The sequence below is a fragment of the Flavobacterium inviolabile genome (genome assembly GCF_013389455.1).
GTDB lineage: Bacteria > Bacteroidota > Bacteroidia > Flavobacteriales > Flavobacteriaceae > Flavobacterium > Flavobacterium inviolabile.
The window spans coordinates 3231973-3249204 of the sequence record NZ_CP058278.1; the positions used below are offsets into that span (position 1 = coordinate 3231973).

Genomic DNA, 17232 nt, shown 5'->3' on the forward strand with positions numbered 1-17232 from the left:
GAAATCGGATTGCTTAATCGGTTATCGCTTCATAAATCACTTTCTGAATATCTTCTCTTATATTCTCTTTGGAAAGTTTGTTTACCGTACTTTCCGGGAATGTTCTGTTTGAAAGGAAAACATATACAATTTCCTTATCCGGATCGGCCCATGCCATGGTTCCGGTAAATCCGGTATGTCCGAAACTGGTCATCGACACACAGCCACAGGTTGGCCCTTCTTTTCCTAATTGCGGTTTGTCAAATCCTATTCCTCTTCTATTTCCTTCTTTGCAAAAAGCACAGTTATTAAAATCGTCAAAGGTTTTTTCAGAGAAATACTGATGGTTTCCGTAGTTTCCTTTTTGAAGGTACATCTGCATCATTTTGGCCACATCAACCGCATTGGCAAACAATCCGGCATGTCCGGCTACACCATCCTGCATTGCCGCACCCATATCGTGAACATAGCCCTGAACTTTGGTGTAACGGTAGTATTTGTCAATCTCTGTTGGCGGAATAATATCCATATCCATTTTTCGCAACGGGTTATAGGTCATAGTGCTTGCTCCCAACGGTTTGTAGAAAGCGGCATCACTTAGCACATCCAATGTTTTATGGGTGGTTTTCTCCAAATAATCTTTAAGCAGGATAAACGAAAAGTCACTGTATTTGTATTCTTTTTTCGGCAACAATTTGCTCATCGCAATTCGTTTGATGATTGTGTCCGAATAGTCTTTTCTCAAATACAGGTTTTCATCAACCTGAAGCGGAAATTCCGGGGAATACGTCAAACGGTAATATTTTTTGGAAGGGCGTTTGGTGCTGTCCAGCGTACTCTGATAAAAAGGGATCCATGCCTGAAAACGAGCCTGGTGCGTCAGCATGTCTTTTAAAGTAATGTTCTTTTTATCGGTATCGGCAAAAACCGGCAGCATTGTTCCCAGTTTAGCATCCATTTCCAGTTTTTTCTTATCGTACAACTGCATAACATTAGGCAATGTCGACAATATTTTCGTTAATGAAGCCAGATCATAGACATCCTGATTCGTTACCTTGTCGGTGTTTTTATAGTCGCGGTATCCAAACGATTTCTGGTAGAAAATTTTTCCTTTTCTGGCTACTACTATCTGTAATCCCGGTGTCATTTTTCCGTCGATTGCTTTTTGAGCGAGCTTGTCGATCTTAGCCAGGATGTACGGATTCATTCCCACATTTTGCGGTGTTGTAAATCCAAGACGGTTAATTTTGTTGGTTTTCAGTCCGTCGTTAACCTTAAATGCATTGTTAATCGAAACCGGAAGTTTTCCTTTGGCTCCGATTCCGCCAAAGATCACTTCTGCCGCTACCGTCTGCGCAATGTCATTATTCTGATACGCCAGCACTACTCCCTTAAAAACATCAAAGCTTTCAATGGACAGCAGCGTATACGGTTTTGCAAAAACGGTCAGGATCACATTATTACTACCGGCAAACAGGTTTAACAGGGATAGTTCCTTTGGCGTGAAATCATGTTTCTTCCAGGCACCGTCCGCTTTGTGGAATCCGACAATTATTTTGTTGTAGTTTTTTAATTTATCCAGCATTAACGGAACAGAATCCAATGCGATTTCCGTGACCGGCGCATAGGTTCGCAACGTATTCAGGAATGTTTCGTTCTTATCATCACCCAGTTTTATATAGGCGATGTTTTCATTTTCCAGCGCGCCAATCGGCAGTTCATTATCGGCATTTTTTAAAACCGTAATGGCATTTTCATACAGCTGGTAGTTTAAATCGTCAAACTCCGGCGCATTCAAATCGCTAACCAGGTTGTTTAAATCAATCGGTTTGTATTTGTTCAGCCCGATTCTGTATTTGTATTTCAGGATCTTTTTTACCGAATATTCAATACGGTCATCGGATAAAATCGAGTCGTTGTATGCCTGGCAAAATTTTTCGATGGCAACCGGAACGTTTTCTGCAAATAACAAAACGTCGTTTCCGGCTAAAAAAGCTTCCAGATCAATATCGCCCGGCTGTTTGAAATTGCTGGCGCCTTTCATGTTCAGCGCATCGGTAAAAATCAATCCGTCGAAGCCCAGTTCTTTCTTCAGTACGTTTGTTACCACTTCATACGAAATAGAACTCGGATAATTCGGACGCGGTTCCAGGCTCGGCACATTTAAGTGGGCGACCATAACGCTGGAAAGTCCTTCCCTGAATAGTTTTTTATATGGGTAAAATTCAACATCTTCCAGTCGTTCTTTTGTAAAGTTTACGAGCGGCAGGGTGTAATGTGAGTCGTTTTCGGTAGCGCCGTGTCCGGGAAAGTGTTTTCCGGTGGCGTATACATTTTCGCTTTGAATACCTTTCATCAGCGCCAATGCCCGTTTGGTTACATTTTCTTTGTTTTCCCCGAATGAACGGTTGCCGATAATAGGGTTACGGGGATTTGTATTGATATCCAGCACCGGTGCAAAATTGAAATGCAGTCCCATACGTTTTGCCTGTATGGCCATTTGCTGTCCCATTTTCTCTATCAGTTTTATATCCTGAATAGCACCCAAGGTCATATTCCACGGATAACGATAGGTAGAGTCCAGACGCATGCTCAATCCCCATTCGGCATCAATACCCATGAACAGCGGTACTTTGGATTTGGATTGGTAAAAGTTCGTTAGTCTTGCCTGACGCACCGGGCCACCCTGAAAAAAGATCAGTCCGCCTACTTTGTAGTCTGTAACGAGTTTTTCAACCGATTTCACATGCGCTGCATCTTTATTGGAATAAGCCGCTACCATGAAAAGTTGTCCCAGTTTTTCTTCAAAAGTCAATTGATTGTAGATACTATCCACCCAGGTTTTCTCACGCTCTTCAGAAAAGTCTGAAACAGGTTTAGGGCTTTGAGCAAAGAGCAACTGACTGCAAAATAATATTAGAAAAACCGAATATCTCATTAACGTATTTTTTAAATAAATAAAATCATCATGCACAAATTGCCGCATGATGATTTTTAATATTAGTATTTTATTTTTTGTTTTAAAAGAAGCGGCTGTGCCAGCTTTCGCTAGCAGGAACTTCCCAAAAATCCTGCCATTCCCCAATGGTATTAACCAGATTATTAAAAACAATAGTGTTTTCGGAAACCGCTTTTTCCTTTGCCATTTTCTTAAACTCGATCAACGGTTTGTGAGCAATATGCTCGCCCAGTTTAAAAGTAACATTCATCTTGTCTAAAAGATCAACGCTGTACTTTTTCTCTAAATCCTGGATGAACTGAACCGAAGCATCAATGGAGCATCCTGTAGCGGATTGTTTTTCCTGATTAACGGCCAGTATAATGAAACGGTTATATCTGGTTACAAAGGAAGCTTCCAGTCCGGTTCCGTGTGCAGCCCAATTGCTGATAAAACCCTCAAGAGAAGCTTCTATTTCGGCAATTTCTTCTTCTGAGAATTTTCGGTTTGCCTGATAAATCCAGATTTTGGATTCTTCCGGCAAGGTATCAAAAGGTACATACATAATTATAAGTCTTTAGCATTAGCAATTAATTCTGCCACGTCCATAACTTTGATTTCGTGTTCTTTTTCTTTAAACTTCACACCATCGGTCATCATTGTATTACAAAACGGGCAACCTGCTGCTATAATTTCAGGCTGGGTTTCAAGAGCATCTTCCGTACGCTCCACATTAATATCTTTGTTTCCTTTTTCAGGTTCTTTAAACATCTGTGCGCCACCGGCTCCGCAACATAGTCCGTTTGCACGGGAACGTTTCATCTCTACCAGTTCGGCATCCAGTTTCCGGATTAATTCACGGGGTGCTTCATAAACATTATTGGCACGTCCTAAATAGCACGGATCGTGGAACGTAATTCTTTTTCCTTTGAATTGTCCTCCTTCAATAGTTAAACGCCCGTCGTCCAGAAGGGATTTTAAAAACTGCGTGTGGTGAACCACTTCATACGTTCCTCCAAGTCCCGGATATTCGTTTTTAATCGTATTGAAGCAATGCGGACAAGCCGTCACGACTTTCTTTACTTCATAGGCATTCATGACTTCGATATTCATCATTGCCTGCATCTGGAACAGGAATTCGTTTCCGGCTCTTTTTGCAGGATCGCCGGTACAACTTTCTTCCGTACCTAAAACAGCAAAAGGAACATTCGCCTGGTTTAATATCTTTACAAATGCTTTTGTAATTTTTTTAGCTCTATCGTCAAAACTTCCTGAACACCCAACCCAGAAGAGCACTTCCGGCTGTTTGCCTTGGGCCATCATTTCGGCCATTGTAGGAACTACTAAATTTGCTGACATATCTTTTATAATAGTTGCAAAACTTGCAATGTTGTTTTTAAATTAATTTTCGTCTTTCCAGTTCAAACGGTCCATTTGGTTGTACTGCCAAGGCGCTCCGTTGTTTTCGATGTTGGTCATCATACTGTTCAGCTCTGTTGGTGCCGCACTTTGCTCCATCACCAGATATCTTCTCATATCCATAATAATGGAAAGCGGACTGATATTTACCGGGCATTCTTCCACACAGGCATTACAGGACGTACAAGCCCATAATTCTTCTGTAGTGATGTAATCATTCAATAAGGATCTGCCATCCGGTATAAAAACACCTTTATTGGCATCAATATTTTTTCCAACTTCTTCCAGACGATCACGCGTATCCATCATGATCTTTCTTGGTGATAGTTTTTTACCTGTCTGATTTGCCGGACAAGAAGACGTACAACGTCCGCATTCCGTACAGGTATAAGCGTTCATTAGCTGTACCCAGTTTAAATCCTGAACATCACTTGCCCCGAATTTAGAATGCACTGCCGTTTCGTCTGCCGGCGGTGCAGCAAAAGGATCGGCATTTGGATCCATCATTAATTTTACTTCTTTGGTAACCGATTCCAGGTTGTCAAATTGCCCCTGAGGTTTTAAGTTCGCAAAATAGGTATTGGGGAAAGCCAACAGGATGTGCAAGTGTTTTGAGAAGTACAGGTAGTTCAGGAAGATCAGGATCCCAACGATGTGCAACCACCAGGCCGCTCTTTCAATTACCACTACTGCTCCTTCTGACATTCCGTTGAATATTGGCGCAATAAACTGCGATACCGGGAAAGCTCCCGCCTGACTGTAATGCCCCACTCCCAATGTTTGTAAATGCAGATCGGCCGCATTTAAAACCAGGAATAAAACCATTAAAACGGTTTCAAAATACAGGATGTTGTTTGCATCGCTTTTTGGCCAGCCTTTTAAGTCGTTGCTGATGAATCGCTTTAGCTTAACAATATTTCTTCTGATCCAGAACGTGACAATGGCAACGATTACCAATAATGCCAGTACTTCAAAAGAACCGATCAGGATGTTATAGAAAACGCCCAGAAAGGAGAAAACCCGGTGTGTTCCGAATAATCCGTCAATCAGAATTTCCAGCACTTCAATATTAATGATAATAAAGCCTAAATAAACTACTATATGCAGTGCACCGGCAATAGGTCTTTTAACCATTTTTGATTGTCCTAAAGCAATCATTGCCATGTTTCTCCATCGCTCTTTAGGATTATCATATCGGTCTACATCCTGTCCTAATTTGATATTACGAATCAGTTTTTTTACATTTTTAGCAAAATAACCAATTCCTAATATAAGAATGATGGCAAATAGTATATTGTCTAAATAACTCATATAAATAGTAATTAATGCTATTATTTTTTATCTTCCGAATTAGCCTTTTCTTCTTCAGGGGCTACATAAGGCGCTGCCTTTTTACCAAATAAAGAGAAATGTACATATCGTTTAGGGTTCAACTTCATATCGCCAAGTAACAATTCCAATTGTTTGGAAGCACCTGCCAAGTTTTTATACATGGCTTCGTCTTTTAACAATTTACCCATTGTTCCTTTTCCTGCCTGTAAATCCAGCATGATCTTGTCTACATTTGCCAATGTGGTTTCAAGATTTTTAATTGTTTTTCCAAGGTTTGCTTTAGCCAGTGTATCGGACATTTTTGCAAAGTTGGTCGACACTTTATCAATATTGGTAATGGTATGATCCAGTTTTCCTTTGTTATCGGCTAATAATTTGTCAACATTAGCAGAAGCCGCACTAAAATGGGTCAGTGTTTTGTTTAGCTCCGCTACAGTACTTTTCAGGTTAGCCTGTGTAGCCGGGTCCAAAACGTTGTTTACACTGGTTAACATTACATCGGCATTTGCCAGAACTTTATCCAGTCTTTCCTGGATGGGTGCTAATTTATCTTCCAGTTTCGCTGTTAATCCCTGTTTTACATCTCCTTGTAAATAATCGCCGGATTGTGCTATGGAAGTATCTTTAAAGTTAGGAATAATAGCAATTTGTTTTCCACCGATGAATCCCGGTTCGTAAATACTGGCAATACTGGACTTCGAAATAGCGAAATCATTTTTAATCTGCATTTCTACCAATAATTTCCCGGTATTTTTCTGAATTTCGATACTGTTGATTTTACCAACCACCAATCCGTTGATCGTAATGGGTGCCGAAGGTGATAATCCTTCCACGTTGTCATATACTACATAAAAATTACGATTGGAATCAAATAGGTTTTTACCTTTTAGAAAACTGTACCCCCATAAACATACTACGATTGAGGTAATGACTAAAATTGCCGTTTTTATTTCTCTTGTTATTTTCAAAATTCAATTATTTAATGAGCAAAATTAAAAATAAATATTTTCAATTACGGGATTTATTTTAAGGCTTCCTGAATAGTGATCTTTTTACCGTCTTTGTAGGCAACAATAAATGCCGACGTAAATCCTTTATCCTTAGCTTGTGCTAAAAGTTCTTTTGCCTCAGAATGCTCCTTGGTTTGTCCGTAAAAATATTTAATAATGTTCTTATCTTCTTCCATGGAAATATTGTTTAGTCCCTTAAAGTTACCGGGTACTAAATCCAATTTCTTTCCGCTGGCAGAGATCTGAACTTTAAAAACCACTCCTTTATTAGAAGCTACCGGTTTTATTTCTTTTTTAATTTCCTTAGTTACTTTAGCAGTGTCTACTTTTGTTTTGGTTTCTCTGGTATCTTTTTCTGCTACTTTAGAAGGTGTCGGTTTGTCCTCACGACCAACTGAAACACCCGGTACGAAGTATTCTTTTTTATAGCTCAGGATAGCATCACCAATGGCTTTTGCCAGATCTTCCTGTCCGTTATCCGAACTCAGGTAAGCGCCTTCTTCTTTATTGGACACGAATCCCATTTCGATCAAAACACGCGGCATGTAGATTTTTCGCAATACTAAGAAACCGGCCTGTTTTACACCTCTGCTCTTTCTGCCCAGTCCGTTTTCAAATCCGTCCTGAATACGTGCAGCAAGGTCAATACTCTGTTCGATGTATTCTTCCTGTAAAAGTGTCATTCCAATTAATGATTCCGGAGAATTCGGATCGTAACCGTCATATTTCATCTTATAGTCACTCTCCATCGTCACTACGGCATTCTCCTTTTTCGCCACTTCCAAGTTCGAAGCGTTACGGGTAACCCCCATTACATAGGTTTCCGTTCCGGAAGCTACCGTATTTTTATTGGCATTACAGTGGATTGACACAAAAATATTCGCATCATTTCTGTTTGCGATATTGGCTCTTTCATCCAATTCGATAAATACGTCGGTCTTACGGGTGTAAATAACCTGAATATTCGGGTCTTTCTCTAAGATCTTCCCTACTTTTAAGGCTACATTCAGAGCATTGTTTTTTTCTACAAATCCATGATAGACCGCACCGAAATCATTTCCTCCGTGACCGGGATCCAGAACTACTTTAAATTTCGAGTTATTTTGAGCAAATGCGACCTGAAAAAACAGTATCAAAAATAGTGAGCTTATAAAATTAGTCTTGATGTTCCCTGTCATAGTCTTTGTAATTTATCGATAATGGTTATAATTTTATTAAATGCTTATTTTTGAGAAAAAATATATGTAAGTTTGAACCGTCAAAAATTGAGCCATATTTTTACAAAAATAGTATTAAAACCTTTGCGTACAAACTTATTTCATATCGTTTTATTATCATTTTTTCTGTTTGCCGGAAAACATGAAATCTATTCCCAGGAAATCAAATCCCAAACCAAAAAGATACCTGCTGAAAAACAGAAAGATAGCATTCATTTGGGCACTGAAAGCATGAAAAAACTTTCAGCAGAAACAAAAAATGATTCTGTCAAAAAAAAGAAGTCTTCTCTTGACGGAATTGTGAAGAGAAAAGCGAAAGACTATGAAAAAATTGACCAAAAAAAGAAGCAGTTAACGCTATACAACGAAGCGGAACTTATCTATAAAGACATCGATTTAAAGTCCGGAATTATCGTTTTAGACTATGAAAAAGACGAAGTATATGCCGGAAGAATCAAAGATAGTTTAGGAAATTACTCACAATTTCCGGTTTTTAAGCAAGGACAGAATGTGGTTGAACCGGATTCCATCCGTTTTAATATCAAAACCAAAAAAGCAAAGGTCTGGAATTCCCGGACGGAGCAGCAGGATTTTAGAATCAAGGCTGAAATTTCAAAAAAAGAGAGTGATTCGGTTTATTTCATGAAAAATGCCCGTTTTACAACTTCTAAAAATATTGAAGATCCCGAATATTATTTCCTGGCACGAAAAATCAAGTTCGTACCCGGTAAAAAAGTTGTTGTGGGATTAACGAATATGGTTATTGCCGATGTTCCAACACCAATCGGACTTCCTTTCGGTTATTTCCCGATGAGTGAAAAAGCAGCATCCGGTTTTATCATTCCTTCATTCGGAGATACCCGGGACAAAGGTTATTTCCTTCAAAACGGAGGATATTATTTCGCTTTGAGCGATTATTACGATCTGGCAGTTTTAGGAGATTATTATACGAACGGAAGTTATGCCCTGCGTTTTGAAAGCAACTATGCCAAGCGTTATGATTTTAACGGCCGTGTAAACATCCGTTTTGAGAATCAGATCCAGAACGAGCGTGGTTTCCCGAATTACAGCAAGAGGCGGGAGTACAATATCCAATGGTCGCACTCCCAGGATTCCAAAGCAAGTCCCAATTCCCGGTTTTCGGCTTCTGTTAACTTAGGTAGTAGCCAGTATTTCAGAAACTCGCTTAACATGATCAACGTAGGTTCTTCCCTGAACAACAACATGAGTTCCTCGGTTTCCTACTCGCAAACGCTGCAAACGGTTCCACAGGTAAACTTTTCCGTTACGGCAACCCACTCCCAAAACACCAACACACAGGCAATCGACATGACCCTGCCTACTTTCCAGGCAAGTGTTGACCGTATTTTCCCTTTTGCCAAAAAAGATGAAATCAAAAAAGGTATTTTTAAAAATATCAACTTCCAATATAATTTAAGAGCTGAAAACCGTATTAAAACGACAGATTCCCTGTTTTTTACGTCGCAGATGTTCCGCGATGCCAAATCCGGATTTCAACACAGCATTCCGATCAGTACCAACTTTAAAGTTTTTAAATATTTCAGTGTAACTGCCGGAACAAACTATAGCGAGGTATGGTATTTAAAAACGATCAACAAAGAGTTTGACGCCACACAAAACAAAGTGATCACTAACGATGTAAACGGTTTCGACTCTTACAGAACCTATAATTTCACATCGAACGTGGGTACCACTATTTACGGTACTTTTAATTTTGGTGATGATAAAAAAATCCAGGCAATACGCCACGTAATGCGTCCGAGTGTATCCTACTCCTACACACCGAGTTTTGAGAAATATTACGACACTTATGCTATTGATGCCACCGGAGCAACACGCCAAGATTATTCCCGGTTTGAAAACGGAATATTCGGTGCGCCGGGTAAAAACTATTCCAACAACATTGGTCTTAGCTTAAGCAATACTTTTGAAGCCAAAGTCCGCGATTCCGATCCGGCAAAAACAGAGCCTAAAAAAGTAATGCTGCTAAACAACCTTAACTTCTCGACCAACTATAATATTGCTGCCGATTCACTTGCGTGGTCACCGGTAGTGGTTTCCGGAGGAACACAGTTGTTAAACAATAAAATGAATGTGAATTTCGGAACTACATTGGACATGTATGCCATTGACAATGCCGGAAAACGTATCAACACTTATAACATCGACAATGGTGGCAGCCTGTTCCGTATGACGAGTGCGAACATTACCATTAACTATAGCGTTTCCAGTTCCGATTTCGGACCAAGCAGCGACAAAAACAAAAAAGATAACGATCAGAATGTTATGAACGGCGGGCGTCCGGATGATTTATTTGGCCGTTCTACCGATTTGAGCGATAACCGTCAGAGTTTGTTTAAGGATGATGACGTAGAAAAAAAGGACAATTTTAAAGGGTTTTACCAGCTGGAATTGCCCTGGGATTTACAGTTTGCTTATTCCCTGACCTATGCAAATAACAACCGTGAAAGTCAGATTTCAACCAACTCGTTAATGGTTTCCGGAAACGTAGACCTGACTCCAAAATGGAAAGTGGGTGTTTCTTCCGGATATGACTTTGCCCGAAAAGGGGTTACCTTTACCCAGCTGCGTTTTGAAAGGGATTTATTGAGCTGGCGTATGAGTTTTAACTGGGTTCCTTTCGGAGATTATTCCTATTGGGGCTTCTTTATCGGAATCCGCTCTTCTGTTCTTAGCGATATTAAATGGGATAAACGTAGTGTTCCGGATCGTCGTTTACGATAAAAATTCACCTAACATAGTATGAAAAAAATCATTTTTACAGCTAAGGCTCCGGCTCCTATCGGACCTTACAGCCAGGCAGTCCTTGTTAATGACAGCACATTATATACTTCCGGCCAGATCGCTTTGGATCCGGTTACAGGAGATTTAGTAATGGATTCCATAGAAGTGGAAACCAAACAGGTTATGGAGAACATGACCGCTGTTCTTGAAGCCGCAGGAATGACCTTTGAGAACGTTGTAAAGACCACAATCTTTATTAGCGACATGAACGATTTTGCGAGAATAAATGCTGTTTACGGTGCTTATTTTAATGAAAAAACCGCTCCAGCTCGTGAAACGGTTCAGGTGGCTTGTTTGCCAAAAAACGTTAATGTAGAAATCTCTATGATTGCAGAGAAATAGCTTTCAGCAGCAATTCGGCAGTTGCCTGATTGGTTGCTAACGGCACATTATGCACATCACACACCCTTATGAGCATGTTAATATCCGGCTCATGAGGGTGTTTTGCTAAAGGGTCTTTAAAGAACAGGACCATATTGCATTTTCCTTCTGCCACACGGGCCGCAATCTGCGCATCTCCTCCCAATGGTCCGGACAGCATTTTCAACACCTTAAATCCCGCATTTTCCGCTTTGTTTCCGGTAGTTCCCGTTGCGATTAAAGTAATGTTTTCCGATTTCAGAAAAGCTTTGTGTTCGTTCAGGAACTGAACCAGATCGGCTTTCATACCATCATGGGCAATAACAGCTATTTCCATTTTATACTGTGTGATAATTAATTAATCCGTCTATGGGTTTGCGATACACATTCCCCAGTGTAAGTCCGTTCTCGTTTAAGACCATTTCCAGTTCTTCTTTCAGATAGTAGGCAATCGAACCGATGAAGTGCACTGGGATCTCACGGCAGTCATCAAACTGGGTGATGTAATTGTCCACAAAAACCTGCATGTCATGCAAAACGATCTTCCGGATGAATTCATGATCCTTATGCTTGATTAAAAACTTGGCAAAGGTTGCCAGAAAGGCATTCGGATTGGGTACTTTATAGAAGTTGTGTTTCAGCACATCGGCATCCAGATCATACTCTTTTTCAAATTCTTTAGCCAGTTCCTGCGGCATTTTTCCGAAATAGTACGCCCGTATCAGGTGGCGCCCAAACTGGTTACCGCTGCAATCGTCCATTGCCAGATAGCCTAACGACTGTATTTTCTGGTGCAGTTCCTTACCATCATAATAACTGCAGTTGGAACCTGTTCCCAGAATACAAACGATGGCTTTTTCATTGCGCGGTGTTGTGGCAAACACGGCGGCATAGGTATCTTCGTGAACTACGATTTCGGCATTTGTAAAGTATTCTTTAAAAACACCGGTCAGGAAGTTTTTCATCCGGTCGGTTCCGCAGCCGGCTCCATAAAAATACAGGTGTGTCACCTTGTCTTTGTTATGCGAGATGTCAAACCGCTGGTCGATCCGGTATAATACATCTTCCCTTTCCAGTACTTCCGGATTTAATCCTAAAGTGGTTGCCGTAAACTGAATACTTCCGTTTTCGTCCAATGCAATCCAGTCGGCTTTTGTAGAGCCACTATCTACTACTAATTTCATTTGCCTTTATCTTGTTAAAATCAATAACTATCACGAGGTAAACACTTCTGCTGTTCCGGCGAACCTTTAGTCGTGTATGGTCGGTTCTATTTTACTGTAATTCAATTTACTGTTTTTCTGGCTGTAGCCAAAATAAATAGCCAGACCGATTAACAACCAAATGGTGAAGTAAATCCAGTTCCACACACTCAATTCTGCCATCATGTACAGACAGCATACCAATCCCAGCAATGGAATTAAAGAAAGTCGCTTTCTATACGCCCAAACCACTAATCCAACAAGTACCGTTAAAAAGATCCACATCGGAATTTTGTGTTTGAATAGTGCCAAGCCGCTTTCGTATTTTACGTTTTCACCAATGGGTAAAGCCGCAACAACTTCGTCATATTTATCCTTATTCTCTTCTCTGTAATTGCTCAGGATATGCTCCAGATCCTGTGTTTCACTGGCAATATGTGCCTTCTCTCCTTTTAGCAAATGATTGTAAACCAATTCGGTTTCCGTTTTTGATAAAGCGGTTACAATTGCCGAAGGTTCGTTTACCTGTTTTACATTGGTAATAAAATCCATCGTCGGTTTTTTATTCACTGTAAAGGCAAATACCAAACCGGCAACCAGCAATAACGGCGCGATGTATCGGGCATTGATATAAGGGGTTTTAAATTTACCTCTCGGAATATCTTTTCTGTCCTGTAATACCAAAACTCCGGCGCAAACCAGTACGAAGGCAAACAGGGTTCCGATACTGCACAAATCGGTTACCATTGTTAAGTTAAGGAATAAAGCCGGAATGGCTACTACAAAACCGGTTACGATGGTTGCATAGGAAGGGGTTTTATATTTCGGATGCACCTTAGAAAAACGCTTCGGAAGCAATCCGTCACGGCTCATACTCATCCAGATACGAGGCTGTCCCATCTGGAAAACCAGCAATACACTCGCCATCGCGACAACGGCACTCACGGCTATAATTCCGGAAAGCCATTTTAAATTCAGTTTATCAAAAACAAAGGCCAGCGGGTCACCCACATTCAGGTCTTTATAGCTCACCATACCTGTTAATACCAAGGCAATAACAATATAAAGAACGGTACAGATAATAATCGCCCACATCATCCCTCTCGGTAAATCACGCTGTGGATTTTTACATTCTTCTGCAGTGGTTGAAATTGCGTCAAACCCGATATATGCAAAGAAAACCGCAGAAACACCTTTCAGCACTCCGTTAATTCCGTTGGGTGCAAAAGGGTTCCAGTTCTCAACATCTACATAAAATACTCCCACTGCAATAACCAATAAAATGATCGCTAATTTCACGACTACCATCAGGTTACTGGCATTTCGGGATTCTTTCATCCCTCTGTAAACCAACCAGGTAATAATGATAATAATAAATAAAGCGGGTAAGTCTGCTACAAAGTGAAATGCCCCGATTGTAGGAGCGGTAGTCCAGGCTGTATGCGCTGCCTGAAGCGCAGCACTCAGGTTTTCAAACGATTTTCCGCCCTGCATTAAAGCGGTTGCTTCTTTAAAACCATTGGAAGCCGTCAGGTAGTCCATTTGTATCCATTGCGGCAGATGAATCCCTCCGCTATCGAGCAGTCCGGTAAAATAATCACTCCACGATATGGCTACGGTAATATTACCGATGGCGTATTCCATAATTAAAGCCCAACCTATTATCCAGGCAATCAATTCGCCAAAAGCCACATACGAATAGGTGTATGCGCTTCCGGAAACCGGAACCATTGAAGCAAATTCGGCATAGGCAAAAGCCGCAAAACCGCAGGCTACAGCAGTAAATAAAAATAAGAATATTACAGCCGGACCACCATCGGAACTGGCTTTACCGATAGTACTGAAAATTCCGGCACCAACGATGGCCGCAATACCAAAAGCTGTCAAATCCTTTGTAGTTAAATGCTTACCTAATGCTCCATGTCCATCGGCGGCGTTTTGTTTTACTTGTTTTAAGATGTCTTCAACAGACTTTTTTCGAAATAAATTTGAAAAACTCATAAATTATTTTTGCATGTAATCGGTTAGTTTTAGGCTAATTAATAATAAATTAAATATTATTTATTCAATTTGCTAATAAAAACAAATATATAAAACCAATTCTTAAATCAATCTCTTCCATTTAAATAAAGTGAAAGCCATTATTCCAAATAGAAATTACCTATTTAAAAATAAATAATAATAATCAAACTTAATACTCAGTACACATTATATTGGCTACTTTTGCATTGTAAAAAAATAATAATCTTAAAATTTATACAAGTTATGTCATTAGTAGGTAAAAAATTTCCAAACATTGCAATTGACGCTATTTCTGAAATGGGAGACAATTTAAAAATCAACATTTTTGAAGAAGCTACAAAAAACAACAAGAAAGTATTATTATTTTGGTATCCAAAAGATTTCACTTTTGTATGTCCAACAGAATTACACGCCTTTCAAGCTGCTTTACCTGAATTTGAAAAAAGAAACACTATCGTAATCGGTGCTTCATGTGATACTAACGAAGTTCACTTTGCCTGGTTAAACACGCCAAAAGCAAACGGAGGAATCGAAGGTGTTACTTACCCTATTTTAGCCGATACAACCCGTAACTTAGCAAACATCTTAGGTATTTTAGATATCGAAACAGCTGCTTACAACGATGAGTTGGATACCGTAATCATTGAAGGATCTAATGTAACTTACCGTGCTACTTACTTAATTGATGAGACCGGAAAAATTTTCCACGAAAGTGTTAACGATATGCCGTTAGGAAGAAATGTTGCGGAGTATTTACGTTTAGTAGATGCTTACACACACGTACAAACTAAAGGAGAAGTATGTCCTGCTAACTGGGAAGAAGGAAAAGAGGCTATGTTTGCTACCAGAGAAGGTGTTGCTAACTACCTGAATAACTAATATTAAAAAAAATTGCTATGTTAATTGAATTAAATGAAGATAAACTACAGGAATTAGTAAATACTAATGAAAAAGTAGTTGTACAATTTTCTGCTTCCTGGTGTGGAAATTGCCGTATCATGAAGCCAAAATTTAAAAAACTGGCTTCCGAAAAAGAAAACATCACTTTTGTTTTAGTAGATGCGGAAAATTCTCCGGAATCAAGAAAACTGGCTAATGTTTCGAACTTACCTACATTCGCAACTTTTGTAAACGGCGGATTGGTAAATCAGACACAAACCAATAAAGCAGAGGTATTAACAGAATTAGTAAACGAAATCGCTTAACTATGAAATTACCGGTAATTAAACAGTTAACGCAGTTTATTGAAGAAAACGATCAGGATTACATCATTGAAACCATTGAAGTACTGGAAGCACTAACCGAAGTGCCTTCCCTGAAAGATGAAGAACTGGATGTTATTGGGGAATTAATTTCCAATATGTACGGTGCTCTTGAAGTAAACAAAATGGTTAAAGACGGAACCGATAAAAAAGAAGCTTTAAACAGTTTTATGAAACGTGTTCTGGGATCCATCGACAAATAAATCCTTTACCAGAAGGAATCTAAAAACGCTTTCCGTACGGAAAGCGTTTTTTTTATTTTAAAGTCATTTTTCAAACCGGAAATCATCAAAAAACAGCGTTAAAAGTGTTCGCAAAATTGAAATCGCACTAAAAAAATACAAAGTCTTTTATTTTTAAGCGGATAATAACAAACTCCTCTAAATTTAATTAGGCACTTTAAATCAAGTTTGCTATTTTTGTGGCACTTTATAATAAAGCTAAACGTATCAAATTATGAATTTACACGAATATCAAGGTAAAGAAATATTAGCCAGTCACGGGGTAAGAGTACAACGTGGTTATGTTGCTAACAATGCCGAGGAAGCTGTAGCAAAAGCAAAACAACTGACTGCTGAAACCGGAACAGGTTGGCACGTAATCAAAGCTCAAATTCACGCAGGTGGGCGTGGAAAAGGTGGTGGTGTTAAGTTAGCTAAAAACCTGGATCAGGTAAAAGAAATAGCAGAACAAATCATCGGAATGGACTTAATAACTCCACAAACTCCGCCGGAAGGTAAAAAAGTACACAAAGTACTTGTTGCTGAAGATGTTTACTATCCTGGAGAAAGCGAAACTTCAGAATTTTATATGTCTGTTTTATTAAACAGAGGAAAAGGACGTAACATGATCATGTATTCTACTGAAGGTGGAATGGATATTGAAGAAGTTGCTGAAAAAACACCTCATTTAATCTTTACAGAAGAAATTGATCCTGCTGTTGGACTGCAAGGTTTCCAGGCAAGAAGAATTGCTTTTAACTTAGGTCTTTCAGGAGATTCTTTTAAAGAAATGATCAAATTCGTAGACGCTTTATACAAAGCTTATGTTGGTGCTGACGCTTCTTTATTTGAAATCAACCCGGTATTAAAAACTTCTGATAATAAAATTTTAGCTGTTGATGCAAAAGTTGTTATTGACGACAATGCTTTATTCAGACAAAAAACGTATGCTGAAATGCGTGATATCCGTGAGGAGAATCCAATTGAAGTAGAAGCGAAAGAAGTAGGATTAAACTACGTGGATTTAGATGGTAATGTTGGCTGTATGGTTAATGGTGCTGGTTTAGCTATGGCGACTATGGACTTAATCAAACATGCAGGATTTGAGCCGGCTAACTTCTTAGACGTGGGTGGAACTGCTGATGCGAAACGTGTTGAAACGGCTTTCCGTATCATCTTAAAAGATCCGAATGTAAAAGCGATCTTAATTAACATCTTCGGAGGAATCGTTCGTTGTGACCGTGTTGCTCAAGGTGTTGTTGACGCTTACAAAAACATGGGAGACAACATTAATGTTCCAATCATTGTTCGTTTACAAGGAACTAATGCAGAGATTGCAAAAGAATTAATCGATAATTCCGGTATGCCAATCTTATCTGCTGTTGAATTCCAGGAAGCTGCAGACCAGGTGAAAGCTGCTTTATCATAATTGAGAAACACCATT

At 39.5% G+C, this 17232-nt stretch carries 15 protein-coding genes; 6 read left to right on the forward strand and 9 right to left on the reverse strand.

The window, feature by feature from the left end:
* Positions 1–13 precede the first annotated feature (13 nt).
* The 6 genes from HW120_RS14550 to HW120_RS14575 form a co-directional block, all read right to left on the reverse strand.
* A complete protein-coding gene (locus tag HW120_RS14550) occupies positions 14–2917 on the reverse strand; it encodes a glycoside hydrolase family 3 N-terminal domain-containing protein (RefSeq protein ID WP_177734817.1) in 2904 nt (967 codons plus the stop codon).
* An 82-nt stretch (positions 2918–2999) separates the two neighbouring features.
* Positions 3000–3482: an ABC transporter ATPase gene (locus HW120_RS14555; protein ID WP_177734819.1), complete on the reverse strand. Its 483-nt coding sequence runs from the start codon at positions 3480–3482 to the stop codon at positions 3000–3002.
* Positions 3483–3484: 2 nt separating this feature from the next.
* Entirely contained in the window at positions 3485–4276 is a 792-nt protein-coding gene (locus HW120_RS14560) for a (Fe-S)-binding protein (RefSeq protein WP_177734821.1), read from the reverse strand.
* Positions 4277–4318: 42 nt separating this feature from the next.
* Positions 4319–5647 carry a (Fe-S)-binding protein gene (locus HW120_RS14565; protein WP_177734823.1) on the reverse strand — a complete coding sequence of 443 codons (1329 nt, stop codon included), beginning with the start codon at positions 5645–5647 and terminating at the stop codon, positions 4319–4321.
* Between the two features lie 20 nt (positions 5648–5667).
* Complete coding sequence (locus HW120_RS14570) at positions 5668–6636, reverse strand: MlaD family protein (protein WP_177734825.1); 969 nt, start codon at positions 6634–6636, stop codon at positions 5668–5670.
* 53 nt (positions 6637–6689) lie between these two features.
* Positions 6690–7856, reverse strand: a complete 1167-nt coding sequence (locus HW120_RS14575) for an N-acetylmuramoyl-L-alanine amidase family protein (protein ID WP_177734827.1) — start codon at positions 7854–7856, stop codon at positions 6690–6692.
* A 270-nt stretch (positions 7857–8126) separates the two neighbouring features.
* On the opposite strand from HW120_RS14575, the gene HW120_RS14580 reads away from it, so the two are divergent.
* Positions 8127–10661, forward strand: coding sequence for a putative LPS assembly protein LptD (locus HW120_RS14580; RefSeq protein ID WP_394353030.1), 2535 nt, complete (start codon positions 8127–8129; stop codon positions 10659–10661).
* Positions 10662–10679: 18 nt separating this feature from the next.
* Positions 10680–11063 carry a RidA family protein gene (locus tag HW120_RS14585; RefSeq protein WP_177734831.1) on the forward strand — a complete coding sequence of 128 codons (384 nt, stop codon included), beginning with the start codon at positions 10680–10682 and terminating at the stop codon, positions 11061–11063.
* Here the strand turns inward: HW120_RS14585 and HW120_RS14590 are convergent.
* The 3 genes from HW120_RS14590 to HW120_RS14600 form a co-directional block, all read right to left on the reverse strand.
* Complete coding sequence (locus tag HW120_RS14590; protein ID WP_177734833.1) at positions 11044–11418, reverse strand: methylglyoxal synthase; 375 nt, start codon at positions 11416–11418, stop codon at positions 11044–11046. The two genes, HW120_RS14585 and HW120_RS14590, sit on opposite strands and share 20 nt — an antisense overlap.
* A gap of 1 nt (position 11419) precedes the next feature.
* Entirely contained in the window at positions 11420–12265 is an 846-nt protein-coding gene (locus HW120_RS14595; RefSeq protein ID WP_177734835.1) for a BadF/BadG/BcrA/BcrD ATPase family protein, read from the reverse strand.
* Positions 12266–12331: 66 nt separating this feature from the next.
* Positions 12332–14284: an amino acid permease gene (locus HW120_RS14600; RefSeq protein WP_177734837.1), complete on the reverse strand. Its 1953-nt coding sequence runs from the start codon at positions 14282–14284 to the stop codon at positions 12332–12334.
* 264 nt (positions 14285–14548) lie between these two features.
* Between HW120_RS14600 and HW120_RS14605 the strand changes: the two genes are divergently transcribed.
* From HW120_RS14605 to sucC, 4 genes are all read left to right on the forward strand, one after another.
* Positions 14549–15184 carry a peroxiredoxin gene (locus HW120_RS14605; protein WP_177734839.1) on the forward strand — a complete coding sequence of 212 codons (636 nt, stop codon included), beginning with the start codon at positions 14549–14551 and terminating at the stop codon, positions 15182–15184.
* Between the two features lie 17 nt (positions 15185–15201).
* Entirely contained in the window at positions 15202–15510 is a 309-nt protein-coding gene (locus HW120_RS14610; protein ID WP_177734841.1) for a thioredoxin family protein, read from the forward strand.
* A 2-nt stretch (positions 15511–15512) separates the two neighbouring features.
* On the forward strand, positions 15513–15770 hold the full coding sequence (locus HW120_RS14615) for a DUF6952 family protein (RefSeq protein ID WP_177734843.1): 258 nt from the start codon (positions 15513–15515) through the stop codon (positions 15768–15770).
* Positions 15771–16023: 253 nt separating this feature from the next.
* Positions 16024–17217 (forward strand): ADP-forming succinate--CoA ligase subunit beta, encoded by a 1194-nt coding sequence (gene sucC / locus HW120_RS14620; RefSeq protein ID WP_177734846.1) that lies wholly within the window; start codon positions 16024–16026, stop codon positions 17215–17217.
* Positions 17218–17232: the final 15 nt, after the last annotated feature.

What these genes read in the sequence shown, in the direction of transcription:
- HW120_RS14550 (WP_177734817.1), bottom strand. Translation starts at nt 2,917, where the DNA reads ATGAGATATTCGGTTTTTCTAATATTATTTTGCAGTCAGTTGCTCTTT.
- HW120_RS14555 (WP_177734819.1), bottom strand. Translation starts at nt 3,482, where the DNA reads ATGTATGTACCTTTTGATACCTTGCCGGAAGAATCCAAAATCTGGATT.
- HW120_RS14560 (WP_177734821.1), bottom strand. Translation starts at nt 4,276, where the DNA reads ATGTCAGCAAATTTAGTAGTTCCTACAATGGCCGAAATGATGGCCCAA.
- HW120_RS14565 (WP_177734823.1), bottom strand. Translation starts at nt 5,647, where the DNA reads ATGAGTTATTTAGACAATATACTATTTGCCATCATTCTTATATTAGGA.
- HW120_RS14575 (WP_177734827.1), bottom strand. Translation starts at nt 7,856, where the DNA reads ATGACAGGGAACATCAAGACTAATTTTATAAGCTCACTATTTTTGATA.
- HW120_RS14580 (WP_394353030.1), top strand. Translation starts at nt 8,127, where the DNA reads ATGAAAAAACTTTCAGCAGAAACAAAAAATGATTCTGTCAAAAAAAAG.
- HW120_RS14585 (WP_177734831.1), top strand. Translation starts at nt 10,680, where the DNA reads ATGAAAAAAATCATTTTTACAGCTAAGGCTCCGGCTCCTATCGGACCT.
- HW120_RS14590 (WP_177734833.1), bottom strand. Translation starts at nt 11,418, where the DNA reads ATGGAAATAGCTGTTATTGCCCATGATGGTATGAAAGCCGATCTGGTT.
- HW120_RS14595 (WP_177734835.1), bottom strand. Translation starts at nt 12,265, where the DNA reads ATGAAATTAGTAGTAGATAGTGGCTCTACAAAAGCCGACTGGATTGCA.
- HW120_RS14600 (WP_177734837.1), bottom strand. Translation starts at nt 14,284, where the DNA reads ATGAGTTTTTCAAATTTATTTCGAAAAAAGTCTGTTGAAGACATCTTA.
- HW120_RS14605 (WP_177734839.1), top strand. Translation starts at nt 14,549, where the DNA reads ATGTCATTAGTAGGTAAAAAATTTCCAAACATTGCAATTGACGCTATT.
- HW120_RS14610 (WP_177734841.1), top strand. Translation starts at nt 15,202, where the DNA reads ATGTTAATTGAATTAAATGAAGATAAACTACAGGAATTAGTAAATACT.
- HW120_RS14615 (WP_177734843.1), top strand. Translation starts at nt 15,513, where the DNA reads ATGAAATTACCGGTAATTAAACAGTTAACGCAGTTTATTGAAGAAAAC.
- sucC (WP_177734846.1), top strand. Translation starts at nt 16,024, where the DNA reads ATGAATTTACACGAATATCAAGGTAAAGAAATATTAGCCAGTCACGGG.